Below are 25,031 nucleotides of genomic sequence, written 5' to 3' on the forward strand. Positions count from 1 at the left end.
AGTCGCGGGTTGTTTTCGATGGTGTGGGTGTGACGACCGCCGACGTGCGGCGGCTGGCGGAGTCCGGCACCCCCTGCGAGGTGGCGCCGGGCGCGCTGGAACGCGCCGCCAAGAGCCGCGGCCAGTTCGAGGACCTGGTGAGCCAGGGCGTCCCCGTCTACGGGGTGACCACCGGATACGGCGAGATGATCTACATGCTCGTCGACCGTGCGCACGAGACGGAGTTGCAGACCAACCTGGTCCGCAGCCACGCCGCCGGGGTCGGCCCGCTGTTCAACATGGTGGAGGCCCGCGCGATCGTGGCGGCCCGCTTGAACGCCCTCGCGAAGGGGCATTCGGCGGTGCGGCCCGAGGTGCTGGAACGGCTGGCGCTGTACCTGAACTCCGGCCTTATTCCGGCGATTCCGCAAATGGGATCGCTGGGCGCCAGCGGCGACCTGGCGCCGCTGTCGCACATCGCCCTCTCGCTGATCGGCGAGGGCTACCTGCTCGGCAAGAACGGCGAGGGGCAGGTGCCGACCGGCCCGGTGCTGAAGGAGCGGGGCATCGAGCCGATCCGGCTGCGGTTCAAGGAGGGTCTCGCGCTGATCAACGGGACCTCCGGCATGACCGGTCTCGGTGCCCTGATCGTGGAGCGCGGGCTGGACCAGGTCCGCCAGGCGGAGATCGTCACGGCCCTGGCCGTCGAGGCGCTGCGGGGCTCGACCGGGGGATTCCAGCCCGAGGGCCACGACATCGCCCGCCCCCACCCCGGCCAGATCGACACCGCCGCCAACCTGCGCGGCCTGCTGTCGGGCAGCGACCTGGTCGTCTCGCACGCGCAGTCGCGCGAGTCGGTGCAGGCCGCCCGCCGCGAAGGCGACGGCGTGCAGCGCACGCAGATGTACATGCAGAAGGCGTACTCGATGCGGGCGATCCCGCAGGTGCTCGGCGCCGTCCGCGACACCCTCTACCACGGCCGCCGCGTCGTGGACATCGAACTGAACTCCGCCAACGACAACCCCCTGTTCTTCGAGGGGATGGAGGTCTTCCACGGCGCGAACTTCCACGGCCAGCCGGTCGCGTTCGCGATGGACTTCACGATGGTCGCGCTGACGCAGCTGGGGGTGCTGTCGGAGCGGCGCACCAACCGGATGCTCAACCGGCACCTCAGCTACGGCCTGCCCGAGTTCCTCGTCGCGGGCGACCCGGGGCTCAACAGCGGGTTCGCGGGGGCGCAGTACCCGGCGACGGCGCTGGTGGCCGAGAACCGCACGATCGGCCCGGCCTCCACGCAGAGCATCCCGTCCAACGGCGACAACCAGGACATCGTCTCCATGGGCCTGATCGCCGCTCGCAACGCGCGCCGGGTGCTGGACAACAACCGCTACATCCTGGCGGTCGAGTTCCTCGCCGCCGCGCAGGCCGTCGACATCGCGGACCGCGCCGCGGGGCTGTCGCCCGCCGGGCGCGCCGTCTACGACCACATCCGCGCGACCGTCCCCACGCTGGACGCCGACCGGTTCATGGCCGACGAGATCGACCAGGTCGCCGGAATGATCGAGCGCGGTGAGTTCCTCGCCGCCGTCACCAACACCGGCACCACCCTCCACTGAAGGAGAGACATCAATGGACGAGCCCGGGTTCGATGTGGTCGTGGTCGGCGGTGGCCCGTGCGGGTCGACCGTCTCGACCCTGATCGCCCGTGAGGGCCACCGGGTGCTGCTGCTGGAGCGCGAGCGGTTCCCCCGCTACCAGATCGGCGAATCACTGCTCCCCGCGACCGTGCACGGGATCTGCCGCCTGCTCGGCGTGAGCGAGAAGGTCGAGGCGGCGGGGTTCACGGTGAAGCGCGGCGGGACGTTCCGCTGGGGCGCGAGCCCCGAGCCGTGGACGTTCGCGTTCGCCGCGTCCCCGCGGTTCGCGGGGCCGCACTCGACGGCGTTGCAGGTCGAGCGGATGAAGTTCGACCAGATCCTGCTCGAGAACGCCCGCGAGACCGGCGTGGACGTCCGCGAGGAGGCGACGGTCACCAGCCTCCTGCACGAGGGCGACCGCGTCAGCGGCGTGACCTGGCACGACGCGAGCGGCGTCAAGCACCAGACCAGCGCGAGGTTCGTCGTGGACGCGTCCGGAAACGGGTCGCGCATCCACACCGCCACCGGCGGCAGCCGACGCTATTCGGAGTTCTTCCGGAACCTGGCCCTGTTCGGCTACTTCCGGGGCGGAAAGCGCCTCCCACCGCCGAACCGGGGCAACATCATCGCGGCGGCGTTCCCGTCGGGGTGGTTCTGGTACATCCCGCTCAACGACGAACTCACCAGCGTCGGCGCCGTCCTGTTGCCCGAGGCGCTCGAACGCGTTCGCGGCGACAGGGCGGAAGCGCTCGAAACGCTGATCGGCGAATGCCCGTTCATCGCCGATCTCCTCGAAGGCGTTCCGCGGGTCACGTCCGGGCCGTACGGGGAGGTGCGCGTCCGCAAGGACTACTCCTACATCCAGGACGCCTTCACCGCGCCCGGCCTGGTGCTGGCGGGGGACGCGGCGTGCTTCATCGACCCGGTGTTCTCCTCCGGCGTGCACCTGGCCACCTATTCCGGCCTGCTGGCCGCACGCTCCATCAACACCGTTCTCACCGGCACGCTCGGCGAGAGCGAGTGCATGGAGGAGTACGAGGCGCGGTACCGGCAGGAGTACGCCCGGTTCCACGACTTCCTGGTCGCGTTCTACGACATGCACCAGGACCAGCACTCCTATTTCTGGCGCGCGAAGAAGGTCACCGAGAACACCGGCACCGAACTGGAGTCGTTCGCCGAACTGGTCGGCGGCGGCTCGTCCGGCGAGACCGCCCTCAGCGGCAGGACGGCCGCCATCCAGGAACTGTCCCAAGCCGTCCAGACCATCGACAGGGACACCGAACAGGTAGCGCCCGACCGCGACCTGCTGCACACCAGCCTCGCCCGGTCGGTCACCCGGACCGGCATCCGCCTGCAACTCCAGGCCACCGGCGACACCGACGACACCACTCCGATCCGTCCCGGCGGGCTCATCCCCACGCCCGACGGCACCCACTGGACGGTAGCGAAGTAAGGCAGTGTTTATTGAAGTCCCGGCCCACGGCCGCTCGCCTGGCGGCTCGCGGCCGTGACCGTGCCTTTGCGGGCGCGGATCGCTTCGCGATCTTCGCGGTGGGGCCTCGCCTCCGGCTTCGGCCCCACCGCTCAGCTACGCGCCCGCGTGACGGCTGAGGCCACTTTGAAACACGCCCTGGGGCACGGCGTCTCACCGGTGGGGCCACGCCTTCGGCGTCGGCCCCACCGGTCGGTTATGTGCGGGGGTCGTCGCCGCGCAGGTACCGGGTCACCATGGCCACCAGCTCGTTCTCGAACGTCTCGACCGGGATGCCGCGTGGGTCGGCCATGACCTTGTGCGTGTTCATCTCCACGGTGAACACGATCAGCTCGGCGGCGGTGTCGAGGTCGCCCACATGGACGTCCGGGTGCCGCGCGAGGAGGTCGCGCACCCGGCCGACGCGGATCCGGCCGTGCCGGTCCACGGTGTCGAGCAGCTCCCGCGACAGCGGCGCCTCCTCGATCATGATGCGCAGCAGCTGCGGGTCCTCGCCGTGGTTGGCGACGGCGTCGCGGACCCACGTCCGCACCGCCGCCTCCAGGCTGCCGGGGGACAGGTCGAGCCGATCAGGCGCGGTCCAGCTGCCGCGGTCGATGTGCCGCACGAGCAGCTCGGCCAGGATCGCGTCCTTGTTCGGGAAGTACTGGTACAGCGAGCCGATCGAGACGCCGGCGCGTTCGGCGATGCGGTTGGTGGTTCCGGCGGCGTAGCCGTGCTCGGCGAAAACGTGAGCAGCGGCGGTGAGGATGCGCTCGCGGGTGAGCTCGGCGCGCACCTGGCGGGGCCTGCGACGTGGCTGGATTCCGCGGTCGGCCGAGGGCATCCTGAGGTCCTTTCCGGGCCCGAAAAGCGAGTAGCAAAGAGTTGAGCTATTGCTCATAATAACGCTATGAGCTGCGAAAACAAGCAGAACTCGGGTGCCGTATCGCACCGGTTGACGACGGCCCGGCAGATCGAGGCGACGGTCGGACGGCCGCCCTCGTTCATCATGCTCAAGCAGATCGGCACCCTCGACGCGGGCTGCCGCGCCGTCCTCGCCCGCTGCCCGATCGCGGCCATGGGCTACCGGGACGGCGACGGCGCTGCCAGGACGACCTTCGTCGGCGGGACGCCCGGGTTCGCGCGCGTCCACTCGCCCACGCGGATCTCGTTCGCGCTGCCCGGGCCCGATGTCGCGCGCGGTCCGGTCTCGTTCTTCTTCCTGCTGCCGGGCATCGGGGAGATCCTGCGCGTCAACGGCTCGCTGGCCCGACGGAAGGGCGCGGAGGCGATCGTCGGCGTCAAGGAGGCGTACGTGCACTGCGCGCAGGCCGTCCTCCGGTCGCGCCTGTGGAAGCCGCCCGCCCCACCCGAGCCGCCCACCGAGATCCCGGCCGACGGGCCCCTGGGCCTGCCCGGCGTCGCCGAGTTCCTGGCCGCCTCGCCGTTCCTCGCGCTGTCCACCTGGGACGCGTCCGGCGGGAGCGACACCAGCCCGCGCGGCGACCGGCGGACGGTGGCGCGCGTCCTGGACGGCCGCACCCTCCTCGTCCCCGACCGGCGGGGCAACAAGCGCGCCGACACCCTCCACAACCTGCTGGAGGACGACCGGCTCTCGTTCGCCGCGCTCGTGCCGGGCCGCGACGGCGTGCTGCACGTCCGCGGCCGGGGTGCGATCACCGACGATTCCGCGCTGCTGGAGACGATGGCGCTGCGCGGGACGCCCCCGCACGCGGCGCTGCTCATCGACGTCGAGGATGCCGAGCTGACCGGCAACGACGCCGTGGCGCGCGCCCGGCTGTGGACGCCGGACGCGCACGTCGTCCGCGGGACGGTGCCCGACCTCCTCGGGCTGTCGCGGGAGCACCTCGCCGCCAACACCGCGAAGGCCGACCGCGGCCCGGCGACGTTGCTGCTGAAGGCCGCCGGGGCGGTCCCGGGGGCGTCCCGGTTGCTGCGGGCGGCGATGAACCGCCTCTACCGGTCGGAGCTGCGGAAAGAAGGGTACGAGGACGTCGATGCGTGACCGCGGGCTACGTGCCGGTTCGCCCGGACGTCAGGAATCCAGGTCGGGCACCGTCCAGCCGTCGAGGTCGTATTCGGCCATGCACTGGTCGACGAGGTCCTTGTAGGACGCGAGCTGACCGCCGAGCGTGTGGGCGCCGAGCAGTTCGAGCCGGGTGTTCTCGTGGTTGCCCGCGTAATTGCGCTCGTAGAGCTCGTGCCGCCCGCCGAACTCGGTGCCGACCGCGTCCCACAGCAGCTTCATGAGCTTGACGCGCTCCACCGAGTCCGCGCCGCCGGAGCCGCGCAGGTACTTGTCGAGATACGGGCGGACGCGGGGATCGCGGAAGTCCGCGGCGCTGGAGTTGACATAGATCAGGCCGCTCGCCACGTCCTGGAGCACGATCTCCCGGATGCGGGGATAGCCGATCTGCATGAACCAGCGGTAGGCCATCCCGTAGTCGGGATTGGGGAGCACGGCCCCGTTCTTCCACGGGACGGGATTGCGCGCCGCCGCGTCCGACAGGCCCCAGAACAGGTTCCGCCAGGCGAGCACTTCCCCGAGCCGGGTCTGCACGCCACGGAAGTCGGCGACGCCGGTCAGGTCCAGTGCCTTGGCGAGCAGCCCGGCGATGAATTCCAGCTTCACCGCCAGCCGCGTGGTCCCGTGGAAGGTGAAGCGCTCCACGAATCCCGACTGGCTCGTGAACGTCTGCGCCTTGCCCAGGTCGCCGTAGACGAACACGTTCTCCCAGGGAATGAGCACCTTGTCGAGGACGAGGATCGAGTCGTTCTCGTCCATGCGCGCCGAGAGCGGGTAGTCGAACGGGCTGCGCGCCGCCGCGGCCGCCGTGTAGGAGGGGCGGCAGATCAGCTTCACCCCGGGCGCGCCGGTCGGCACGGTCGCCACGAGCGCGAATTCCTTGCGCCTGACCGGGACGCCGTAATGCGCCACGAAAGTGTGGTGGGTGAGGGCCGAGCCGGTGGCCACGACCTTGGCGCCGCTGACCACCAGGCCCGCGTCGGTCTCCCGCTCGACGTGCACGAACACGTCGGCGACCTCGTCCGGCGGCCTGCTCCGGTCGACCGGCGGATGCACGATCGCGTGGTTCCAGTACAGTACGCTCTCCTGCGCCCGCCGGTACCAGTGGCGGGCATTGTCCGCATACTCGCCATAGAATTCGGCATTGGCGCCCAGCGTGCCGAGAAAGGACCCCTTGTAGTCGGGGCCGCGCCCCATCCAGCCATAGCTCATCCGCGCCCAGAGCGCGATCGCGGCCTGGTCGGCGACCAGGTCCTCGGAACTGCGCGGCGCGGTGAAGAACCGGTGGGTGTAGCCCTCGCCGCCGCCGTCCAGCGGAACGGTGAGCACCGGCCGGGTCTTCTCGTCGTGCAGCGAATCGTAGAGCCGCGCCGTCATCGCGATCGGGTTGCGGAACGCCGGATGGGCGGTGACGTCCTTGACGCGCTCACCGTCCAGGAAAACCTCGCGGTCGTCGCGGAGACTCTCGACGTACTCCGCACCGGTGTACGGCCTTGTCTCGGGCATCGCCAGCCGCCCTCCTTCACTCGTCGATCGCGGTGGCCGGGGCAGCGCCCGGTCGGCCGGGACGCGCGCCGGGCGTCGCCAGCATCCCCCGCGCGGCCGCGCGGCCACATCTCGCGACGTGCGCTCACCCACCCGCGACCGACCGAGCGCCGCCGCCGCGTCCCGCCGCCCCGGCCCTTTAATTGGGCGGTGTTATGGAAATGCGTTATAAAATGGTGTTATCAATAAATGATCGACGGGCGCACGTAAAGAGAAGCCGGGAGAACGCCATTACGGCACGCTGTCAGCAGAATTAATTGTGGTCACGCACGGGGGAGATGAGTCCTTGAGCACATCGGAGATCGATTTCGTCCCCGTACCCGCCCCGCGGCCGGTGAACGGCCACGCCGTCGCGCCCGCCATCGTCCCGCCGAGCCTCTCCATCCCGGCCGGACCGGCCACGATGCGGGAACTGCGGGAGCGGCGGCGCGAGCTCGCGGACCGCGTCAGGGCGGGCAAGGCGCCCGCGGTCGCGCGGCAGCACGCGCTCGGCAAGCGGACGGCGCGGGAGCGGCTCGACCTCCTGCTCGACGAGGGCTCGTTCATCGAACTCGACGCGCTCCGCCGCGCCCGGGGCGAGGACGGCGCGCGCCCCCACACCGACGGCGTCATCACCGGCTCGGGGACGATCGACGGCCGCAGGGTGTTCGTCTACGCCCAGGACTTCACCGTCATCGGCGGCTCGCTCGGCGAGGCGCACGCCGCGAAGATCCAGAAGCTGATGGACCTCGCGCTCGCGAACGGCGCGCCGCTGATCGGGCTCAACGACAGCGGCGGCGCCCGCATCCAGGAGGGGGTGATGGCGCTCGACGGGTACGGCGGGATCTTCCGCCGCAACGTCCGCGCGTCCGGTGTGATCCCGCAGATCAGCGTGATCCTCGGCCCGTGCGCGGGCGGCGCGGCCTACTCGCCCGCCCTCACCGACTTCACGTTCATGGTCCGCGACACCGCGCAGATGTACCTGACCGGGCCCGACGTCATCGAGGCCGTCAGCGGCGAGCGCGTCACCCACGCCGAACTCGGCGGCGCCGACGTGCACGGCCAGCGGACGGGCGTGGCGACGTTCGTCCACGACGACGAGGAGAGCTGCCTGGACGAGGTCCGCTACCTGGTCTCGATGCTGCCGGCCAACTACCTGGATCCCGCGCCCGCCGGGCCGCGGCGCGGCGCGACCACCGACGAGCGGCTCGCGCTGGCGGACATCGTGCCGGTCGAGCCGAACAAGCCCTACGACATGCGGCTGGTGATCGGCGAGCTGGTGGACGACGCCGACTTCCTGGAGGTGCACGAGCGCTGGGCCGCCAACGTGATCTGCTGCCTGGCGCGGATCGACGGGCAGGTCGTCGGCATCGTCGCCAACCAGCCGATGGTGCTGGCGGGGGTGCTGGACGCGGCGGCCGCGCAGAAGGCCGCCCGCTTCGTCCGGTTCTGTGATTCCTTCGGCATTCCGCTGGTGACGCTCGTCGACGTCCCCGGATTCCTGCCCGGCACCGACCAGGAGCACGCCGGCGTCATCCGGCACGGCGCCAAGCTCCTGTACGCCTACTGCGAGGCGACGGTCCCGCGCGTCCAGGTGATCATCCGCAAGGCGTACGGCGGCGCCTACATCGTCATGGACTCCCGGTCGATCGGCACCGACCTGTCGCTCGCGTGGCCGACCAACGAGATCGCCGTGATGGGCGCCGAGGCGGCCGTCAACCTCGTCCACCGCCGCGAGCTCGCGGCCTCGCAGGACCCGGCGGCGCTCCGCGCGGGGCTGGTCGCCGACTACACCGAACGGCTCATGCACCCCTACTACGCGGCGGAGCGGGGCCTGGTGGACGACGTCATCGACCCGTCCGACACCCGTGCCGCCGTCGCGCGCGGCCTGGCGATGCTCGCCGACAAGCAGGCCACCGCGCAGCCGCGCAAGCACGGGATCGGGCCCCTCTGAGCCGGGCGTCCCCGGAGAGCGTCAACCGCCGGTGTCGCGGAGCCGCTCCAGCGCCTCCCGCGACGCCTGGACGGACCCGGACGCCCGCTCGGGCGCGTCCCCCTGGCCGACCATGAGGCTGACGAGCTGGCTCTCGAAACAGGTGTCGGCGTCATAGGGGGGCACCAGATAACCGCCCAGCTCCAACGCCACGAGCCCGTGTATCGCGCTCCACATCTGGTGCGCGACGAGTTCGGCGTCGACGGACGTGAAGCGCCGCGCGGCGACGCAGCGCGCCGCCGTCTCCACCACCCGCGCCAACGTGAACCGGCCGTACTGGCGGTCCTGGTCGGTGAGGGAGAAACCGGCCAGCGTCGTCGTCCCGAACATGATCGCGTAGAGATACGGATTCGTCCGGGCGTTGGTCCGGTAGACACGGCCGATCAAGGCCATGTCCGCCACCGGATCGGCGGAATCGGTGATACCGGTAAAGCCGCGCTGCAAACGCGCGAACCCCTCGTGCACCATTCCTCGGACCAGCCCGCCCATGCCGCCGAAATGGGTGTAGACGGCCATTGTCGAGCATCCGGCCTCGGCCGCCAGTCGCCGCGTCGACAGCGCTCCGGGCCCGCCCTCGGCCAGCAGTCGGGCGCCGATGTCGATGAGCCTGGTGGTCAGTCGGGGATCAGGGCGCCGGGGCGACACGGTCGCGTCCACGAGTGCGCCGCCACGCGTGCCCGTTCAAGACACCACTTCCTTTCCCTTATCACGAAAGGGGGAATGCGCCGATGGTAGCCGCTGATCGTCGGTAGGCCTAATTTCTGATGAGCCACGTTAGAGGGAAAAAGGTGATATTCCTGGCTATAAGCCTTGAACGCGGTGGTTCATGGCGGGGTCGGGTGATCATCTTCGGACTCGCGGAGAGGCGCGGTACGACCCTCGGCCCCGGCCTCGGTGCCGGCCTCACCGCGCACCTCGGCGCCGATCTCGTCCAGCAGCGCGACCAGCTCGCCCGGTGCGGACACCATCGGCCAGATGCCGGTATCGAGCGTGCGGAACCGCCAGGCGGGCGATGACCGCAGCCGCTCCACGTCCGGTGGGAGCCGTCCGTCGAAATGCTCCAGCCCGCACACCACGTAGGTGGCGGGCCGCTCCGCCACCGGCCGGCTCAGGCGGATCGGCTCGGTGAGCGGGCGCCCCGGGTGGTCGAGCAAGCGATCGGTCAGCCATTTCGCCTGCTCGGGCGTCAACCCCTGGCCGTCGGCGACCGCCTCCATGTCGGGCGTCGGCCACCGCCCGTCGTGCTCCTCGATCAGGCGGAGCTCGGCGGAGCGCAGCGGCTCGCCAAACGCGTCGATGGCCGACCTGCCGTCGCGCGGGACGAACGCCTCCACGTACACCGAGTGGACGACCCGGTCGGGCCTGCGGTCGGCGACCACCCCGGCCACCAGCCCCGAGGTGCTGTGGCTGACCAGGATGACCTCGTCGAGCGCGGCGACGACGGTCTCCACGTCCTCGACATGCCGGTCTATCCCGATTTCGGAGACGTCCTCTCCGTACTGGGCGAGTCCCGACAGCGTGACGGGATGGACGGAGTGGCCGCGGGCGCGCAGGCCCTCGGCGACACCCTCCCAAACCCAGGAACCCATCCAAGTCCCGGGGATCAATACGTACGTCTGCACGAGATCTGGCCTTCCCTTCCGCATCGGAGCGGACCCACTCGCGATGTCAGTTCAAAATGATCGCACCACTACGGGACGAGTTTTGTCGCGACAATGGCTCTCTGCCAGATCAGGCGGTGAATGGCCGCGATCCCAACGGCGGACACGGGGGACACGGCGGACCCGGCGGGCGCTCGCCGGCGCGGTTCCCGACCACGGGAGGCCGGGCCGTTCCGGTTCGCGGCGGTACGACGTGGTCCTCACCGACAGCCCCTCCACCCTGCGGCAGGCCGAAGCCCGGCCTCGCGACCGTGTCGGCGCCCTCGTGCACACCCTCACCAATGGGGCCGCTGGCGCGTGTTCGCTGTAGACAACCTCACCGCAGGGGCCCTGGCCTCGGCGTTCCCACACGCGCGCACGCGGCACGGCCCCGCGCCGCGGCCCGGCCCAGGTCCGGTGAGCCCGGCGCGGCACGGCCACCATACTCCGTGTTCGCGCCCGTCTCGGCTCGGACGCCACGCCCGGCTCGCCGTTCTCGCGGCAGCCCGTCCACACCGGACGACAGCGGCCCTGACCAGCCCGAACACCGCCACGGCGCGCTCGCCGACCGGCATCGGCGGGGCGGCGTCCGGAAAAATGGATCTATAAGTGCTCGTGCGCTAACCGCAATTAGATGTCAACCGGTTCTGGTATCCGTCCGGCGGGTGATCCGGCGCGAGGCGCGGCCCCCTCCGCACGGCCCCAGTTGAAACGGTGTGCGGGGCGTCCGCGGTGAGTTTTCGGGCGCTCGGTCGTCACATAACCGAGCCGTGCGGGTGCGGCGATCTTCGGGTGTAAGGGGACGGGTATGGGTGCGGTGTCCGAATCGATGCCGCGGGCGGCACGGTGTGAGCGGCCGGAGGCCCGCGCGGGCTCGCCGTGGGCCGCGCCCGCCGGCCGGCCCGGCGACTGATCATCCATAGGACGACGAGGGGCGGGCGCCCGTGTGGCGCCCGCCCCCAGAGGACGAGGTCGGCGGACCCGGGGCCCGCCGACCCGGGATCACTGCTTGGCCGCGGCCAGGACCCGGCTCGACGTGCGCATCACGCGCATCATCAGACCGGGCTTCATCAGCGCCTGCGGCTGGTCGACGAGACCGGCCGCCCGCATGAACGCCTCGGTGACGCTGGCGTCCTGGGTGGCGGCGATGATGACCCGCGTCATGTACGCCTGCATGATCTTCAGCTTCCGGCTGCGCTCCCCCTCGACGCCGGGGAAGCTGAGGTCGATGCCCCGGGTCATCTCCCACGCCGGGTCGATGATCTGGCCGACCTCGCGCATGAACTCCAGCGAGGACGGCGCCTTCCCGTTCCGCATGTGCTTGAGCAGCGCCAGCGCCTCCAGGGCCGCCAGCGTCTGCGCCTGCGCGAAGACGGGGTTCGGGGTGCAGACCGCGTCGCCGATGATGAGGAAGCCCTCGGGGAACCGGTTGAACTTCTCATAGCGGCGGCGCAGCGTGGTCGGGAACTTGTAGAGGGCCGGGTCGTCGATCGCCTTCGCGTCCACGATCGACTCGTAGATCTCCGGGGCCGCCAGCGTCTTGACGAAGGCGGTGAACCCCTCGGGGTCGGTGGGCGGGTGGTCACCGAGGATGCCGTAGGCGGTCAGCTCGACGGTGCCGTGGTCGGTCTTGGTGAAGATCGCGCCACGGGGCCGGTCGGGCGAGGCCACCACGATGATCGAGTGGTCCTTGCCGAACGGGTCGGACTTCAGCACGTAGTGGCGGCTGGCGTAGCCGAGGCCGATCTTCGCCCCGTCCTCCTGCACCCGGCCGTAGCCGAGCTCGGTGAGCCAGAGCGGGGACCGCGAGCCGCGCCCGGTGGCGTCGATGACGAGGTCGGCGTCCAGCACGATCTCCTCGCCCTCGGTGTCGCGCGGCTGGACGCGCGCGCCGATGACGCGGGAGTTGTCGTCGTTGGTCACCAGCCCGAGCACGTCGTGCTTCTCCATGAACGTGACGTTCTCGTACGCCTGCACCCGCTCGCGGACATGCGCCTCCATGAGCGGACGCCGCGCCGCGACGTTGGTGAGCCCGGCGCGGGTCTGTTGCAGCGGCACCCCGTTGAAGTACCACCGCACCGTGCCCGCGAGGTCCGTCAGCGGGCAGCCGTCCCGGACCAGCTCCGCCGTGATCTCGGGGAACATCTCCTCCATGGCCCGCGACCCGCGCGCGAGGAGGCCGTTGATGTGGCGGCCCTGCGGTGCACCCCGGCGCACCTCCGTGACCCCGATCAGCTCGTCCCGGTCGACCAGGACGACCTCCTCGTACCCCTCGGCCAGCGCCCGCGCCGCGAACAGGGCGGCGATGCTTCCACCGAGCAGTACCGCGCGGTTTCCAATCTTGGCACCCACCCGATCATCTCCTTCAGTCTCTGTTCGCACTGGAATTCACCGTCGCAGCCCGCGCGCGGCCGGGCACCTTCTGGATTGCTGGAGTCGGGGCCGCCCCCGCCATTGGACTTTCATGAGCGCGCGGCTCTCTCGGCGGGCGCGTCGCCGTTGACGTCCTCGACCTCGGCGGCCAGCCGGAGCAGGGACGCGGCCACCGACCGGGACGCGTCCCGCCGGGTGTCGCCCGCGCTCGTCATGAGGTTCACGAGCTGGGTCTCGAAACAGGTGTCGGGATCGTAGGGAGGAATGAGGTAATGGCCGAGTTCGAGGGTGACCAGGCCGTGCAGGGCCGTCCACATGTGGTGCGCGACCAGCTCGGGATCGTCGGTGCTGAAACGCCCGTCGGTGATGCAGCGGTGGGCGGTGTGGACGACCTTCGCGAGCGTGTAGCGGCCGTACTGGCGGTCCTCCTCGGTGAGCGAGAAGCCGGCGTGGGTCGAGGTCCCGAACATGATGCTGTAGAGGTGCGGATTGCGGTGGGCGTTGTAGCGGTAGGCGCGGCCGAGCAGGGCCATGTCGGCGACGGGGTCGGACGTGTCGAGGACGTGGGAGAAATGGACCTGGAGCCGGGCGAACCCCTCGTGGACCATTTCGCGGACGAGCCCGCTCATGCCCCCGAAATGGGTGTAGACGGCCATCGTGGAGCATCCGGCCTCGGCCGCCAGCCGCCGCGTCGACAGCGCGCGGGGGCCCTCCTCGGACATCAGCCGGGCCCCGATGTCGATCAGCGTGGGCCGGATGAGCGGGTCGGATCGGCGGGGGCTCACGACGCCGCCCGGGGCCTGCGGGCTGCCCCTGTCCGGGACGTTCGTACGCGCATGGGACGGTCCCTCCTCGGTGCGTCCAGACTCGTACCGGCCAGATGTATACATCTCAGGCGGTGGTATTCAGACGACTTTCCCGAGGCTAATCACCCGCTGATCGGCCGAAATCTCCGATTGTGCGGGCGGCCGCCCGCCGGGTGCGCACGGCATGAGATGACGGGGCACGGCGGCGGATGTGAGCATTGGAGCGCTACCGCCAACGGCCGGTCCTCGGGGCCCTCGACCATGGGAGCGACCGCGCATGGAGCAGCCGCGCATGGAGCAGCCGTGCTCGGAGCAGGAGCGACCCGAGCAGGAGCGACCCGAGCAGGAGCGACCCGGGCCGCAGCGACCCGGGCCGCAGCGAACCGGGCCGCAGCGAACCGGGCCGCAGCGAACCGGGCAGCCGCCCTCGGAGCAGTGCGGCGGCGGCCCCGTCGTGATCCGGCTGGACGCGTCGTCCTTCGGCGACGACCCCTCGGAGCGGCTGCGTGATGCGCTACGAGCGGCGGAGGCGGCACCCCGCGAGGTCGTGTGCGATGTCGGTGAGCTGGCGCGCCCGGATATGGCGACGCTCGAAATTCTGCTCCGCATGCAGCTCACGGCCCGGCGCCTCGGGCACGAGATAAGGCTGTACCGGCCCAATGCCGAACTCGTGCAACTGCTGGAGCTGATCGGTATGGCCGACACTCTCCCCTTGTACGGTTCCTGACAAACCGGCAGGGTTGATCGGCCATTTCCCGTGGTTGCCGTGCCGTCGCGGACGGTAATGCCGTGATCATGGCAATACGCGCTGTCGCCACAGCCGCGTCGAAACCACCAGCGCCGGAATTGACCGCTTCCGGCTGATACGCGATTCGCCCGGCCTTCGAGGATTGGGTCACTATTCCGGCACCGAGGGTGACCGCGATTTCTTCATTCGTGCTCAGTGATCGAACTTACGACGAAGATCGTTGCGGCCCTTCATTTCCCACTGGCATCCCCCGTAATATCCGAGGCGGCGTCTGTGACGCCTGTGATCGGGGATCGCATGTGTTTCATATGTGGAGGGGAGCCTGGCATGAATACCAAGCGAAATCTCGAAGGAGCGGGGTCGCGGACACGCTCCCGAAGGCTGGGCCTCATCGTCGGCGCGTTCGTGGCCCTCGCGGCGCTGCTCTTCGGCACCACGGCCGCCACCGCGTCCCCCACCGCCGGGCCCGGCCAAGGCGACCTGAAGGGCCTGAGCGGTTTCCGACACGGGTTCGTCCCGGTCGACGGAGGGTCCCTGCACTACGTCAAGGGCGGTCAGGGGCCCGCCCTTGTGCTGCTGCACGGATGGCCCGAGACCTGGTACGAGTGGCACGAGGTGATGCCCGAACTCGCCAAGACCCACACGGTGATCGCCTTCGACCTGCCGGGCCTCGGCAAGTCCGCCGTCCCCACCGACCGCAAGTACGACCTGGTCACGATCGCGGCGAAGGTGCACCAGGGCGTGACCAAGCTCGGCTACGACAACGTCGCGATCCTCGGCCATGACGTCGGCGCGCTGGTCGCCTACCCCTACGCGCGCAACTTCCCCGGCAGCGTCTCGCGCATGGCCGTGCTGGAGGCCCCGCTCAACGGCTTCGGCCTGGAGTCGGCGTACGGGTTGAGCTGGCACTTCCAGTTCAACATGACCGCCGCGCCCGTCCCCGAGCAGCTCATCAACGACCGGGCGCACGTCAAGACCTACCTGGGCTGGCTGTTCGCCGCCGCCAAGCACCCCGACAAGATCGCCCAGTCGGCCTACTTCGACGCCTACTCCGACGCCGACCACCGCAGCGCGGGCTTCGACTACTACCGCGCCTACCCGACCAACGCCGCCGACAACAAGAGGCTGGCGGAGCAGAAGCTGACGATCCCGGTCCTCGCCATGGGCGCGGCGGACGTGTTCGGCCCCGCCGTCGGGCAGTCCTTCGGCGCGGTCGCCACCGACGTCCGCACGGTCGTGGCCCCCGACAGCGGCCACTGGATCCCCGAGGAGAACCCGGCCTTCCTTGAGCAGTGCTCGGCGCTGTTCTTCGGTAGCGCCGACACCAAGCCCACCACCCCCGAACTGGCCGGCTGCGCCCGCTGACGGTCGGTCCCGCACGTCCCGTCCAGGCGGCAGGTCACTCCATATGGCCTCCCGCCTGGACGTTCGTCGCGGCGGGCCGGTACCGCACGTTGACGATCAGCGAGGGATCGCCCGCGCCGATCCGGTCGAGCCGGATCGGCTCGCCGCCCGGGCTGTCGTAAAGCCGGATCCCGTCGCCGAGCAGCACCGGCACGATGTGCAGGTCGATCTCGTCGATCAGCCCCCGTTCGAGCAGTTGGCGGCCGATCGTCGGCGAGAACACCTCCAGGTTCTTGCCGCCCGCCGCGTCCAGCCCGATCCGCACCGCCTCGGCGACATCGCAGTTCAGGAACGTGACCCCTTCGGCGGGACGCGCGTCCTCCGGATGATGGGTGAGGACGAAGATCGGCCCGTCCCACTCGCCGCCGTAAGGGCGCTGGTCGTCCACTATGGCGTCCCAGCCGTCGCGTCCGCCGAGCACCGCGCCCGTCGTCTCGACGTACTCCCGCACCAGGCCCGGCCGCGACGGCGTCCCGGTCATCCAGTCCATCGTGTGGTTCCGCCCCGCCACGAATCCGTCCAGCGACATTGAGAAATGCCAGAGGACCTTGCCCGCCGCCGTCTGCGGTTCCGTATCGTCCATGCCCGCCTCCCAGCCCTGTGCGAGCAAGCTACGCCCCGCCTGTGACAGAACGACGACCAGGCGTTTCGGACTTATTGCGACTTTGTGGCAGGAGCGAGGTGTGTCACCATAAGCGGGTAGGCGACGGCGGAACGAGGAAGCCGGTGTGAATCCGGCGCGGTCCCGCCACTGTGATCGGCGAGCGGATCCCACGACGAGGCCACCACCGCGCGAGCGGCCGGGAAGGCCGGGACGAGCGTTGACCCGAGAGCCAGGAGACTCACGCGGTCGCCTCCTCAACTGACCTGGGGCGGATCTCCCCAGAGAGGAGCGCGGGATGCCATGGGCACGCCGGATACGACACGCGGCGCTGCTGCTCGTCGCGGTCTTCCTTGTGGGCGGATGCGGTTCCGCCGCTGAGGACGCCGCGGAGGAGAGCAGTGCGGCGCCCGGGTTCCCGGTGACGGTGACCAACTGCGGGGTCACGACCACCTACGAGCGTCCGCCCCGGCGCGCGGTGTCGCTGAACCAGCACGCGACCGAGGTGATGCTGGCGCTCGGCCTCGAACGGTCCATGGTCGGGACGGGCTTCCTCGACGACCGCGTCCTGCCGGAGTTCCAGGCCGCCTACGACCGGGTGAAGGTGCTGTCCAAGGAGTACCCGTCCTTCGAGGCGCTGCTGGCGGCCGAGCCCGACTTCGTCTACGGCGGCTGGGTCAGCACGTTCGACGAGAAGGAGGGCCGCGGACGACCGGCCCTGCGCAAGGCCGGGATCGACACCCACCTCAACATCGAGGAATGCCCCAAGGGCCCGGTCACGATGGCGACCGTCGAGGAGGAGATCCGGACGATCGCCAAGATCTTCGGCGTCCCCGACCGGGCCGAGCAACGGATCGCGGCGCTGCGCGCCGTCCTGAACCAGGTCAAGAGCAAGGTAGCCGGCACAACCCCCGCCAAGGTCGCCGTCTATGACAGCGGCGAGAGAACGGTCCTCACCGCCGGAGGCGCGGGGATCGGCAACGAGATCATCCGCATGGCGGGCGGCACCAACGTGTTCGCCGACGTGCGGAAGGCCTACGGCGACGTCTCGTTCGAGCAGTTCGCCGAGCGGGCGCCCGACGTCGTCCTGATCTATGACTACGGCGACCAGACCGCCGACCAGAAGAAGCGGTTCCTGCTGGCCAGCCCGGCACTGAAGGACGTCCCCGCGATCAGGAACCGCCGGTTCGCGGTGCTGCCGCTGTCGTCCACGGTGACCGGCGTCCGGGCGGCCGGGGCGGTGGACGCGCTCGCCCGCCAGCTGCACCCGGACCGCTTCGCGTGACCGGCGTCCGGCGATACGCACTGGTCCTCACGTCCCTCAGCGCGCTCGTCCTGATAACGGCGACGGCAGGAATCACGGCCGGATCGATCCACATCCCCTCGGACCAGGTCTGGGGCATCCTCCTGCACCGGCTGCACCCGGCGCTGGCCGACCCGACCTGGTCGCCGGTCCGCGAGACGATCGTGATCGACGTGCGGCTGCCCCGCGTCCTGCTCTGCGGCGTGGTCGGCGCGGGCCTGTCGGTGTGCGGGATGGCGCTCCAGGCCCTCGTGCGCAACCCGCTCGCCGACCCGATGCTGCTCGGCGTCTCCTCGGGCGCGACGGTCGGCGCGGTGACGGTCGTGGTGTTCCACATGGCCTGGTTCGGAACGTTCTCGCTGCCCCTCGCCGCCTTCTGCGGCGCGCTCGCCGCGCTGGTCGCGGTCTACTTCCTGGCCCGCTCGGGCGGCCGGATGACCACGGTCCGCCTCGTCCTCGCCGGGGTCGCCACGGCCGAGGTGCTGTCGGCGGTCGCGAGCTACCTCGTGATCAGCTCGGACGACCCGCGCGCGGCCGAGTCGGCGCTGCGGTGGATGCTGGGCGGCCTCGCCGGGACGACCTGGACGGTCGTGTGGATCCCGGCCGCGATCGTGCTCGCCGGAACCGCGATCCTGCTCGGCGTGTCCCGCCACCTGAACCTGCTGCTGGCCGGGGAGGAGGCCGCCGCGTCGCTGGGCCTGGACGTGCACCGGTTCCGCGTGTCCCTGTTCGTGCTGGTGGCGCTGATGATCGGCGCGGTGGTCGCGGTCAGCGGCTCGATCGGGTTCGTCGGCCTGATGCTGCCGCACGTGGTCCGCCTCCTCGTGGGCGCCGACCACCGCCGCGCCCTCCCGGCCGTCGCCCTGCTCGGCGCGGCGTTCCTGATCCTCGCCGACCTGGCCGCGCGCACCCTCGTCACCCCCGAGGAGATCCCCGTCGGCGTCCTCACCGCCCTGGTCGGAGGCCCCTTCTTCCTGTGGCTGATGCGCCGCAAGGCGGCCCGATGACGACAGCACTGCAAGCCGAGAAGGTAACGGTCGTCCTCGACGGCCGAACCCTGGTCAACGCGATCTCCCTGGACGCGGCGCCCGGCGAGGTGATCGGCCTCGTCGGCCCCAACGGCGCCGGAAAATCCACGTTCCTCCGCACCTTCTACCGCGCCCTGCGTCCAACCTCAGGCCGAGTACTCCTGGACGGCGAGGACGTCTGGCGAATGCCGGGCAAGAAACTCGCGCGCCGCCTGTCCGCCGTCCTTCAGGAAACCCCCGGCGACTTCGAACTGACCGTGTACGACGTTGTGGCGATGGGCCGCACCCCCCACAAACGCGCCTTCCAGGGCGACGACGCGTACGACCGCGAAATCACCCTGCACTCCCTCTCCGAACTGGACGTCGCACACCTCGCCGAGGCCGACTTCGACCGCCTCTCCGGCGGCGAGAAACAACGCGTGCTGATCGCCCGCGCGCTGGCCCAGCGAACCGGCGCCCTGATCCTGGACGAGCCCACCAACCACCTGGACCTACGCCACCAACTGGACGCCCTGCGCCTCGTCCGCACCCTGGGCGCCACCGCCCTGATCGCCCTACACGACCTGAACCTGGCCGCCACCTTCTGCGACCGCCTCTGCGTCCTCCACGAAGGAAACCTGATAGCCGAAGGCCCACCCAAAAACGTCCTGACCCCAGACCTCCTGGCCGACGTCTACCGAGTAAAAGCAGAAATCACCACCCACCCCCGCACAACAACCCCCCAAATAACCGTCCTCCCAGACTGACGTCAGAGATGGCCGCACCGGGCCAGTGGCCTCGCCAACGGGGGGAGGAGCGCGACCACACGGCCCGGTACGGAGTCAGAACGGCGCCCGATGCCGCCCCCGATAGCCGCCCCGCCGCGCCCCGGCAAACGCCAAGCCGACGCCCGTCACCAGGGCCGTCGCGAGGATGAGCGAGGCCACCAGGAGCGCCGTCATGTCACGTCCCCGCCCGGACCGCCCGCGAGGAAGCGCAGCCGCTCCCGGGCCGCCTTCAGGTCGCCCGCGTACAGGGGGAACTCGGCCCACAGGCGGTCCTGCCGGTGAGTCTCACGGGCGCACGCGTCCGGCCCGTATACGGCGGACTCCAGTCCACCGCACTGCTCGCGGGGTGTCAGCCGCTCCTGGAGGCGGGCCGTCCAGTGCTTCCCGTCCGCGTCGTATTCCGGTGATCGCCACCGCCGAGTCACGCGGGCCATATCCTCGGAAGTCATCGCTTCTCCATGGTCACTATCGCGCATGGATATACGATGCAGCACCCACGCGCATCCGAATTCTCGACATGTATCCCGCCCCGCGTCATCTGCGTGGTCAGTCCGTATGCGCAGATTGCGATCCTCAACGCGTCCAGCCTCGCCTTGACCTCGGCAGTCATCAGTCGCTCGCCTCCTACCGGGGTCGTCACCCCGTGACTTCCATGAGCGTCTCGCGGGCACGGGGGACACCGGAACCTCACCCAAACCACACTTGGGGACGTCCTGCACGGGGCAAAATGTCGCTAGCGACGTCCTCCAGGTCCGGGAGCGGACATGCCGAATGAACGACTCAGAACGGCCATGATGGCGGGTGGCTGGACATATGCCACGCTTGCTGAAACGCTCGGCGTAGATCCTAAATCGGTGGAGCGGTGGGTCAATCGTGACCGCACACCTCACCGTCCTACGGCCACGCGCGCGGCTGAGATCCTCAACGAAGATGTGTTCGCCCTGTGGCCTGCACTTAAGCAAGCGCGGGCGGCGCGGGTGGTGAGCCCGGAGCTCGCCGCTCTGTACGACCAGCGCGCGGAGGTTCCGATCTCCGCATTCGTGGACCTGCTGCAGCAGGCGCGGGAACGGATCGACGTCCTGGTGTATGCGGCGGTGTTCCTCCATGAGGCGTACCCGCGCCTGAACGACCTCCTGCGGGAGCGGGCCGCAGGCGGGTGTGACGTACGAATCGCAGTGGGAGACGCTGAAAGCGACAATGTCCAGCAACGCGGGAAAGAGGAGCGGTTCGGGCACGGTATCGAATCGCGCTGTCGTCTCGCGGTGATGCATTACCGGCCGCTGGTGGGTGCCTCCGGAATCGACGTCCGGACGCATGGCACAACGCTCTACAACAGCCTCTACCGTGCTGACGGGCAGATGTTCGTGAACGCCCACGTATGGGGCATGAACGCCTACGACGCGCCCGTTTGGCACTTGCGGCGTGCTGGGGACGGTGGGCTCTTCGACAAGTATGCTGCGAGTTTTGATGCCGTTTGGGCGACTGCGCGGCGGGTGGGAAGAGGTGATCGGGATGGTGCGTACTGAGTATTTTGATGATCCGGGAGCGCCGGAGGTTAACAGTATTGTGGTTGCGGCCTCGGCTGTGGTTACGGACGAGGGCGGCAGGGTTTTGTTGCAGCGGCGGGCGGACAGCGGGTTGTATGCGCTGCCCGGGGGCGGAATGGATTTCGGGGAGTCGCTGCCTGGGGCGGCGGTTCGTGAGGTTCGGGAGGAGACCGGGCTGGACGTGGAGATCACGGGGCTGGTCGGCACCTACACCGATCCCCGTCATGTCATTGCTTATAGTGATGGTGAGGTGCGTCAGCAGTTCAATGTGTGCTTTACCGCGCGGGTTGTTGGTGGGGCGTTGCGAATTTCTGATGAATCTACGGATCTTCGGTTTGTGGCGCCCAGGGAGTTGGGTGACCTTCCTATGCATCACACGCAGCGGCTTCGGTTGCGGCATTTTTTGGAGGGGCGGGAGCGGCCCTATTTGGGGTGAGTGGGGGCGCAGGTGGACGGGGTGCGCTTTTCGGTGTTCTGGATGAAGTCGTGTAGGGCCTGGCGGGAGCGGGTGAGGGTTTCTATGCGCTCGTCCAGGCCGTGCAGGCGGGCGTTGAGGACGTCCATGAGTTCGGAGCAGGGGTCGATTTCGAGGAACACGCCGCTGACGCAGGGGAGCATGTAGGCGATCTCCTCGGTCGACAGCCCGGCTTCGAGCAGCTTCCTGATCTGGTACACGGTGAGGACGTCGTCGTCGGTGTACTCGCGGTAGCCGTTGGCGCGGCGGTCGGGCTCCAGGAGGCCCTGGGCCTCGTAGTAGCGCAGCTGGTGGGTGTGGACTCCGGCGCGCCGGCTCAGCTCCCCGATCCGCATGGAGGTTCCCCCTTGACCTTCATATCGATGTGAACGTTGATGATTCTGGCATGACCTCCAACATGACTGGAAAAGAGCACACGTCCGTGAGCGTTCTCGGGCTCGGGCTGATGGGGCAGGCGCTGGCCGACGCCTTTCTGCGCGCCGGGCATCCCACGACCGTGTGGAATCGCACGGCCGCGAAGGGTGAGGAGCTCGTGGCGCGGGGTGCGAAGTTCGCCGACTCGGTGGGGGACGCCGTTGCGGCCGGCTCGCTTGTTGTGGTGTGTGTTACGGATTACGAGGCGGCTCGGGGGCTTCTTGAGCCCTTGGGTGATGTCTTCGGGGGGCGGGTCCTGGTCAATCTGACCTCGGGGACGCCGGGGGAGGCGCGGGAGGCCGCGGAGTGGGCGGCTGGGCGGAACGTCACCTATCTCGACGGGGCGATTCTGGCCGTTCCCGAGGGGGTGGGGAAGGACGCCCTCATCTTGTACAGCGGGCCGCGGGCGGCCTTTGAGGCGCATGAGTCGGCGCTGGGCAGTCTCGGGGAGGGGGTGACGTATCTCGGGGACGACCATGGGCTGGCGTCGTTGTACGACGTCTCCGTGCTGAGCCTGATGTGGAACATCCTGAACGGGTTCCTTCAGAGCGCGGCCCTGCTCGGCGCGGCGGGGGTGAACGCGTCGGCGTTCGTGCCGATCGCGACCAAGGGGGTCGAGACGGTGACGAGCTGGTTGGGCGACTACGCGCGGCAGGTCGACGAGGGTGTTTATCCGGCCTACGACTCCACGATCGACACTCATGTGGCCGCGATGCGGCATCTCGTCAGTGAGAGCGAGGCCCTTGGTGTGAATGCCGAGCTGCCGAAACTCATTCAGGAGCTGGGTGCGCGGGCGGTGGCGGCGGGGCGTGGTGGTGACGGGTACGCGGCGTTGATCGAGCAGTTCCGGACGCCCGCGCGGGGTTGACGGGTCAGGACTTGCGGGCGAGGAGGAGGCGGTAGCGGGGGCTGCCGTCTTCTCTGCGGCCCAGGGCCTTCATGGGGACGGTCGTCACGGTGAATCCGGCCGCTGTCAGGTCGTCGCGCATCGCCTGTAGAGGGCAGGTGCGGTAGTACATGACGAACGGGGGACGCCATACCGCGTTGCGGATTCGCATGGCCGCGTCGAATCCGAGCAGCGTCCAATACCAGGGGGACGTGATGGGCGGCGGGGCGCCGATAGGAAAGGCGAACAGGCCGCCCGGACGCAGCGCGCGGTGAACCCCGGTGAAGAGCGCGGGACGTTCGGCGGGCAGCAGATGTCCGAGGGCGCCGAAGGTGACGGCCAGGTCGAATGCCTCGGAGAAGGGAAGGGCGCGGACGTCGGCTCGTATCCATTCCGCGTCCGGGTGCGCCTCGCGTGCCCGGGCGAGCATTCCGGTGCTGAAGTCGACGCCCGCGATCTGCTCCCGGCACAGGGGTTCGAGCGTCCGCATGCCCGCGCCGGTGCCGCAGCACACGTCCAGTCCCCGGCCGAAAGGACCGAACGGACGCAGCGCGTCGGTCGTCGCGTCGAGGATGGCGTCGGGGGTGCGAAAGGGGGTGTGGTCGAACTTCGGGGCGAGCAGGTCGTAACCGCGCTCGACCGAGGACAGCGACTGGACCGCCAGTTCGCGCAGCGACGGGCCCTGGGACGAGAACATCGCCCAAGCCTAGGCCGTAATTCAGGACACCGAGCGCTGGGGGCGCGCACCGATGCCCAGGACCTCGTACAGGTGGATGCCGCGCGCGGCCCAGTCGATCAGGCTCTCGCGGTCGATGAGGTGCATTCCGGCCTTCGCGGCGAATTTCCTGGCGTCCCTCGTATAGGTGTTGGTCGTCACGACGAGCGTCAGTTTCGCCTGGTAGATCGGCCACGCCGCGCCCGCGACCTTCTGGACGTCCTCGGAGGTGACCTTGGTTCGCGGGCCGTAGTGCTTGACCTGGACCATCCAGTTCTCGCCGAGTACGGGGTCGAGGCCGATCACGTCGCCGGAGAAGTCGCCGGTCTTGCCGACGTGCTCGGCGGCGATGCCGTCCCGGCGCATCAGGTCGCGGACCGCGACCTCGAAGTTCAGCCAGGTCATGCCGTCGAGTTCGCCGATCGTCCAGGACAGGGCGGCGAGCCGTTCGCGCCGCACCTTCTCGTGCGCCCAGCGCGCGCGGTACCAGCGGTCGACGAGCCACCACACCCCCGCGAGGACCGCCAGCGCGATCAGTGGATGCGCGAGCGCCTGCCGCAGGAGCAGCCAGACCGCCAGGACCGCGACCAGTAACCCGAGGCCCGTGTAGCCCCATTCCCGGGCGTCCCGCGGCGGCCTGATCCGGGTCGCCCAGTCGGGAATCAGCCAGCGGTGCCGGTGCTCATGGAAGGGACTCGGCCGATCGCGCGCCACCGGTCCGCCGAGCCCTTTCCTGGGAGGGGTCCTCATGCTGCGATGGAAACACGGATGCCTCACGGAATCGGTCCCCTGGCCGCGAATTCAGAACGTCGCGTCCACATGAGGCCATCCGGTCGGATGATCAACTTTGCGCGTTAGGGATATCCGAAACATGAAACAGGGTCAGGATCGGGTGCCCTTTCCGCCGAACACATCTGTCGCTGATTTTCGGGCGGCGCGCCGCGCGCCGGGGCTAGGGGATCCGGCGGGTGCCGAAGCGCACCCATTCCGCGTCCCACAGGCGGTATCGGCGCTGGTCGCAGCGGTAGCGGACGATCAGGTACAGCCCCAGCAGCGGCATGCCCAGGGCCATCGCGGTACCGAGGGCGACGGTGAGAGTGTCGCCGATCGTCCGCGTGTGGTGGCGCGGCGCCTCGTCGGTGACCACGGACGGCCCGACCCACACCGCGCGCCGCTGGCCCACGTTGCCGCCGTGGAACGCGGTGAACGAGCCTGTCCGCGCGGTACCGTCCGGCTCACGCCAGGTCACAGTGACCTTACGTCCGGACCGCATGTCCTCGACCTTCAGGACGGTGGCGCCGACCTCGTGCCGGGTCGCCGCCTCCCGCCGCTCGGCGCGGACGCCCGAGGCGTAGACGCTTCCGCCCGCCCACACGCACAGCGGCGGGGCGAGGCTCAGGAACAGCATCAGCAGGGCGACCCCCAGCATCCACTGCCTGCGGTCCACGTCGCGGCGCAGCGCGTTGTGGTCGAAGCCGAACCTCCGCCTCAGCCGGTCGAGGCCCGACGCCGCTCCGGTCGGCCGCATAGCCGCCTCCCTCATCCGTTCCTAGTGTGAGGCTAGGCAAGCCGATTATCGCCGCGACAGGGCCCAATGTCCCTGTATCAGAGCAAACTTCCGGTATGTTCGCGGCCGGTCTTGTGATCTGCGCCGATCGCTGCCGGGCACC

24 protein-coding genes and 1 riboswitch are annotated in these 25,031 nt (G+C 69.7%); of the genes, 12 read left to right on the plus strand and 12 right to left on the minus strand.

All coding sequences use genetic code 11. From position 1 onward, the window contains the following. Positions 1-23 precede the first annotated feature (23 nt). Positions 24-1,595: a tyrosine 2,3-aminomutase gene (gene cmdF, locus K2F47_RS11190; protein ID WP_308198396.1), complete on the plus strand. Its 1,572-nt coding sequence runs from the start codon at positions 24-26 to the stop codon at positions 1,593-1,595. 13 nt (positions 1,596-1,608) lie between these two features. Further along, positions 1,609-3,069, plus strand: coding sequence for a tryptophan 7-halogenase (locus tag K2F47_RS11195; protein WP_242902809.1), 1,461 nt, complete (start codon positions 1,609-1,611; stop codon positions 3,067-3,069). A gap of 235 nt (positions 3,070-3,304) precedes the next feature. On the opposite strand, the gene K2F47_RS11200 is transcribed toward K2F47_RS11195, so the two are convergent. Beyond that, positions 3,305-3,934 carry a TetR/AcrR family transcriptional regulator gene (locus tag K2F47_RS11200; RefSeq protein WP_242902810.1) on the minus strand — a complete coding sequence of 210 codons (630 nt, stop codon included), beginning with the start codon at positions 3,932-3,934 and terminating at the stop codon, positions 3,305-3,307. Between the two features lie 66 nt (positions 3,935-4,000). Between K2F47_RS11200 and K2F47_RS11205 the strand changes: the two genes are divergently transcribed. Then, positions 4,001-5,116 carry a pyridoxamine 5'-phosphate oxidase family protein gene (locus K2F47_RS11205; RefSeq protein ID WP_242902811.1) on the plus strand — a complete coding sequence of 372 codons (1,116 nt, stop codon included), beginning with the start codon at positions 4,001-4,003 and terminating at the stop codon, positions 5,114-5,116. 30 nt (positions 5,117-5,146) lie between these two features. Here the strand turns inward: K2F47_RS11205 and K2F47_RS11210 are convergent, their stop codons facing one another. Continuing rightward, positions 5,147-6,643 carry a 4-hydroxyphenylacetate 3-hydroxylase family protein gene (locus tag K2F47_RS11210; protein WP_242902812.1) on the minus strand — a complete coding sequence of 499 codons (1,497 nt, stop codon included), beginning with the start codon at positions 6,641-6,643 and terminating at the stop codon, positions 5,147-5,149. Positions 6,644-7,085: 442 nt separating this feature from the next. Here K2F47_RS11210 and K2F47_RS11215 point away from each other — a divergent pair, with 442 nt between their 5' ends. Further along, positions 7,086-8,615, plus strand: coding sequence for an acyl-CoA carboxylase subunit beta (locus K2F47_RS11215; RefSeq protein WP_372490865.1), 1,530 nt, complete (start codon positions 7,086-7,088; stop codon positions 8,613-8,615). A gap of 21 nt (positions 8,616-8,636) precedes the next feature. Here K2F47_RS11215 and K2F47_RS11220 read toward each other — a convergent pair whose 3' ends face one another. The 4 genes from K2F47_RS11220 to K2F47_RS11235 all read right to left on the minus strand — a co-directional run bounded on the left by K2F47_RS11220 (position 8,637) and on the right by K2F47_RS11235 (position 13,452). Continuing rightward, complete coding sequence (locus K2F47_RS11220) at positions 8,637-9,311, minus strand: TetR/AcrR family transcriptional regulator (RefSeq protein ID WP_242902814.1); 675 nt, start codon at positions 9,309-9,311, stop codon at positions 8,637-8,639. Between the two features lie 167 nt (positions 9,312-9,478). Beyond that, positions 9,479-10,300 carry an alpha/beta hydrolase gene (locus tag K2F47_RS11225; RefSeq protein WP_272496875.1) on the minus strand — a complete coding sequence of 274 codons (822 nt, stop codon included), beginning with the start codon at positions 10,298-10,300 and terminating at the stop codon, positions 9,479-9,481. 996 nt (positions 10,301-11,296) lie between these two features. Beyond that, the gene (locus K2F47_RS11230) at positions 11,297-12,646 is read right to left on the minus strand and encodes an NAD(P)/FAD-dependent oxidoreductase (protein WP_242902816.1); all 1,350 of its coding nucleotides are present in this window, start codon (positions 12,644-12,646) and stop codon (positions 11,297-11,299) included. 110 nt (positions 12,647-12,756) lie between these two features. Next, entirely contained in the window at positions 12,757-13,452 is a 696-nt protein-coding gene (locus K2F47_RS11235; protein ID WP_242902817.1) for a TetR/AcrR family transcriptional regulator, read from the minus strand. Between the two features lie 313 nt (positions 13,453-13,765). On the opposite strand from K2F47_RS11235, the gene K2F47_RS11240 reads away from it, so the two are divergent. Continuing rightward, positions 13,766-14,200, plus strand: a complete 435-nt coding sequence (locus tag K2F47_RS11240) for an STAS domain-containing protein (protein WP_242902818.1) — start codon at positions 13,766-13,768, stop codon at positions 14,198-14,200. A gap of 348 nt (positions 14,201-14,548) precedes the next feature. After that, a complete protein-coding gene (locus K2F47_RS11245; protein WP_272496876.1) occupies positions 14,549-15,586 on the plus strand; it encodes an alpha/beta fold hydrolase in 1,038 nt (345 codons plus the stop codon). Positions 15,587-15,620: 34 nt separating this feature from the next. Here K2F47_RS11245 and K2F47_RS11250 read toward each other — a convergent pair whose 3' ends face one another. Further along, the gene (locus K2F47_RS11250) at positions 15,621-16,208 is read right to left on the minus strand and encodes a dihydrofolate reductase family protein (protein WP_242902819.1); all 588 of its coding nucleotides are present in this window, start codon (positions 16,206-16,208) and stop codon (positions 15,621-15,623) included. An 83-nt stretch (positions 16,209-16,291) separates the two neighbouring features. Beyond that, a riboswitch (cobalamin riboswitch) is annotated at positions 16,292-16,489 on the plus strand. 35 nt (positions 16,490-16,524) lie between these two features. On the opposite strand from K2F47_RS11250, the gene K2F47_RS11255 reads away from it, so the two are divergent. Genes K2F47_RS11255 through K2F47_RS11265 form a run of 3 tightly spaced genes read left to right on the plus strand, consistent with a single transcriptional unit; the run spans position 16,525 to position 19,303 of the window. After that, positions 16,525-17,511: an ABC transporter substrate-binding protein gene (locus tag K2F47_RS11255; RefSeq protein ID WP_242902820.1), complete on the plus strand. Its 987-nt coding sequence runs from the start codon at positions 16,525-16,527 to the stop codon at positions 17,509-17,511. After that, positions 17,508-18,536 (plus strand): FecCD family ABC transporter permease, encoded by a 1,029-nt coding sequence (locus K2F47_RS11260; protein WP_242902821.1) that lies wholly within the window; start codon positions 17,508-17,510, stop codon positions 18,534-18,536. The genes K2F47_RS11255 and K2F47_RS11260 overlap by 4 nt, the downstream gene beginning before the upstream one ends. Continuing rightward, positions 18,533-19,303, plus strand: coding sequence for an ABC transporter ATP-binding protein (locus K2F47_RS11265; RefSeq protein WP_242902822.1), 771 nt, complete (start codon positions 18,533-18,535; stop codon positions 19,301-19,303). The genes K2F47_RS11260 and K2F47_RS11265 overlap by 4 nt, the downstream gene beginning before the upstream one ends. Positions 19,304-19,494: 191 nt before the next feature. Here the strand turns inward: K2F47_RS11265 and K2F47_RS11270 are convergent, their stop codons facing one another. After that, complete coding sequence (locus K2F47_RS11270) at positions 19,495-19,773, minus strand: hypothetical protein (RefSeq protein ID WP_242902823.1); 279 nt, start codon at positions 19,771-19,773, stop codon at positions 19,495-19,497. A gap of 315 nt (positions 19,774-20,088) precedes the next feature. Here K2F47_RS11270 and K2F47_RS11275 point away from each other — a divergent pair, with 315 nt between their 5' ends. Together K2F47_RS11275 and K2F47_RS11280 are read left to right on the plus strand one after the other, a co-directional pair. Beyond that, a complete protein-coding gene (locus tag K2F47_RS11275) occupies positions 20,089-20,850 on the plus strand; it encodes a helix-turn-helix domain-containing protein (RefSeq protein WP_242902824.1) in 762 nt (253 codons plus the stop codon). Beyond that, a complete protein-coding gene (locus tag K2F47_RS11280; protein WP_242902825.1) occupies positions 20,837-21,307 on the plus strand; it encodes an NUDIX hydrolase in 471 nt (156 codons plus the stop codon). Before K2F47_RS11275 ends, K2F47_RS11280 begins: the two co-directional genes overlap by 14 nt. Here K2F47_RS11280 and K2F47_RS11285 read toward each other — a convergent pair. Further along, the gene (locus tag K2F47_RS11285) at positions 21,295-21,681 is read right to left on the minus strand and encodes a MerR family transcriptional regulator (protein WP_242902826.1); all 387 of its coding nucleotides are present in this window, start codon (positions 21,679-21,681) and stop codon (positions 21,295-21,297) included. The genes K2F47_RS11280 and K2F47_RS11285 overlap by 13 nt on opposite strands. A 50-nt stretch (positions 21,682-21,731) precedes the next feature. On the opposite strand from K2F47_RS11285, the gene K2F47_RS11290 reads away from it, so the two are divergent. After that, a complete protein-coding gene (locus tag K2F47_RS11290) occupies positions 21,732-22,628 on the plus strand; it encodes an NAD(P)-dependent oxidoreductase (protein ID WP_242902827.1) in 897 nt (298 codons plus the stop codon). Positions 22,629-22,632: 4 nt separating this feature from the next. On the opposite strand, the gene K2F47_RS11295 is transcribed toward K2F47_RS11290, so the two are convergent. From K2F47_RS11295 to K2F47_RS11305, 3 genes are all read right to left on the minus strand, one after another. Continuing rightward, positions 22,633-23,343, minus strand: a complete 711-nt coding sequence (locus K2F47_RS11295; RefSeq protein ID WP_242902828.1) for a class I SAM-dependent methyltransferase — start codon at positions 23,341-23,343, stop codon at positions 22,633-22,635. 21 nt (positions 23,344-23,364) lie between these two features. Beyond that, on the minus strand, positions 23,365-24,111 hold the full coding sequence (locus K2F47_RS11300; RefSeq protein WP_242902829.1) for a restriction endonuclease: 747 nt from the start codon (positions 24,109-24,111) through the stop codon (positions 23,365-23,367). 202 nt (positions 24,112-24,313) lie between these two features. Then, positions 24,314-24,889, minus strand: a complete 576-nt coding sequence (locus K2F47_RS11305; RefSeq protein WP_242902830.1) for an Rv1733c family protein — start codon at positions 24,887-24,889, stop codon at positions 24,314-24,316. Positions 24,890-25,031: the final 142 nt, after the last annotated feature.

Source organism: Actinomadura terrae, from assembly GCF_022751215.1.
In the GTDB taxonomy this organism is placed as follows: Bacteria; Actinomycetota; Actinomycetes; order Streptosporangiales; family Streptosporangiaceae; genus Spirillospora; species Spirillospora terrae.

Coding starts and splice junctions, on each gene's coding strand:
- K2F47_RS11195 (WP_242902809.1), top strand. CDS start 1,609: ATGGACGAGCCCGGGTTCGATGTGGTCGTGGTCGGCGGTGGCCCGTGC.
- K2F47_RS11200 (WP_242902810.1), bottom strand. CDS start 3,934: ATGCCCTCGGCCGACCGCGGAATCCAGCCACGTCGCAGGCCCCGCCAG.
- K2F47_RS11205 (WP_242902811.1), top strand. CDS start 4,001: ATGAGCTGCGAAAACAAGCAGAACTCGGGTGCCGTATCGCACCGGTTG.
- K2F47_RS11210 (WP_242902812.1), bottom strand. CDS start 6,643: ATGCCCGAGACAAGGCCGTACACCGGTGCGGAGTACGTCGAGAGTCTC.
- K2F47_RS11215 (WP_372490865.1), top strand. CDS start 7,086: ATGCGGGAACTGCGGGAGCGGCGGCGCGAGCTCGCGGACCGCGTCAGG.
- K2F47_RS11225 (WP_272496875.1), bottom strand. CDS start 10,300: ATGCGGAAGGGAAGGCCAGATCTCGTGCAGACGTACGTATTGATCCCC.
- K2F47_RS11240 (WP_242902818.1), top strand. CDS start 13,766: ATGGAGCAGCCGTGCTCGGAGCAGGAGCGACCCGAGCAGGAGCGACCC.
- K2F47_RS11245 (WP_272496876.1), top strand. CDS start 14,549: ATGAATACCAAGCGAAATCTCGAAGGAGCGGGGTCGCGGACACGCTCC.
- K2F47_RS11250 (WP_242902819.1), bottom strand. CDS start 16,208: ATGGACGATACGGAACCGCAGACGGCGGCGGGCAAGGTCCTCTGGCAT.
- K2F47_RS11255 (WP_242902820.1), top strand. CDS start 16,525: ATGCCATGGGCACGCCGGATACGACACGCGGCGCTGCTGCTCGTCGCG.
- K2F47_RS11265 (WP_242902822.1), top strand. CDS start 18,533: ATGACGACAGCACTGCAAGCCGAGAAGGTAACGGTCGTCCTCGACGGC.
- K2F47_RS11270 (WP_242902823.1), bottom strand. CDS start 19,773: ATGACTTCCGAGGATATGGCCCGCGTGACTCGGCGGTGGCGATCACCG.
- K2F47_RS11275 (WP_242902824.1), top strand. CDS start 20,089: ATGCCGAATGAACGACTCAGAACGGCCATGATGGCGGGTGGCTGGACA.
- K2F47_RS11280 (WP_242902825.1), top strand. CDS start 20,837: ATGGTGCGTACTGAGTATTTTGATGATCCGGGAGCGCCGGAGGTTAAC.
- K2F47_RS11285 (WP_242902826.1), bottom strand. CDS start 21,681: ATGCGGATCGGGGAGCTGAGCCGGCGCGCCGGAGTCCACACCCACCAG.
- K2F47_RS11290 (WP_242902827.1), top strand. CDS start 21,732: ATGACCTCCAACATGACTGGAAAAGAGCACACGTCCGTGAGCGTTCTC.
- K2F47_RS11295 (WP_242902828.1), bottom strand. CDS start 23,343: ATGTTCTCGTCCCAGGGCCCGTCGCTGCGCGAACTGGCGGTCCAGTCG.
- K2F47_RS11300 (WP_242902829.1), bottom strand. CDS start 24,111: ATGAGGACCCCTCCCAGGAAAGGGCTCGGCGGACCGGTGGCGCGCGAT.
- K2F47_RS11305 (WP_242902830.1), bottom strand. CDS start 24,889: ATGCGGCCGACCGGAGCGGCGTCGGGCCTCGACCGGCTGAGGCGGAGG.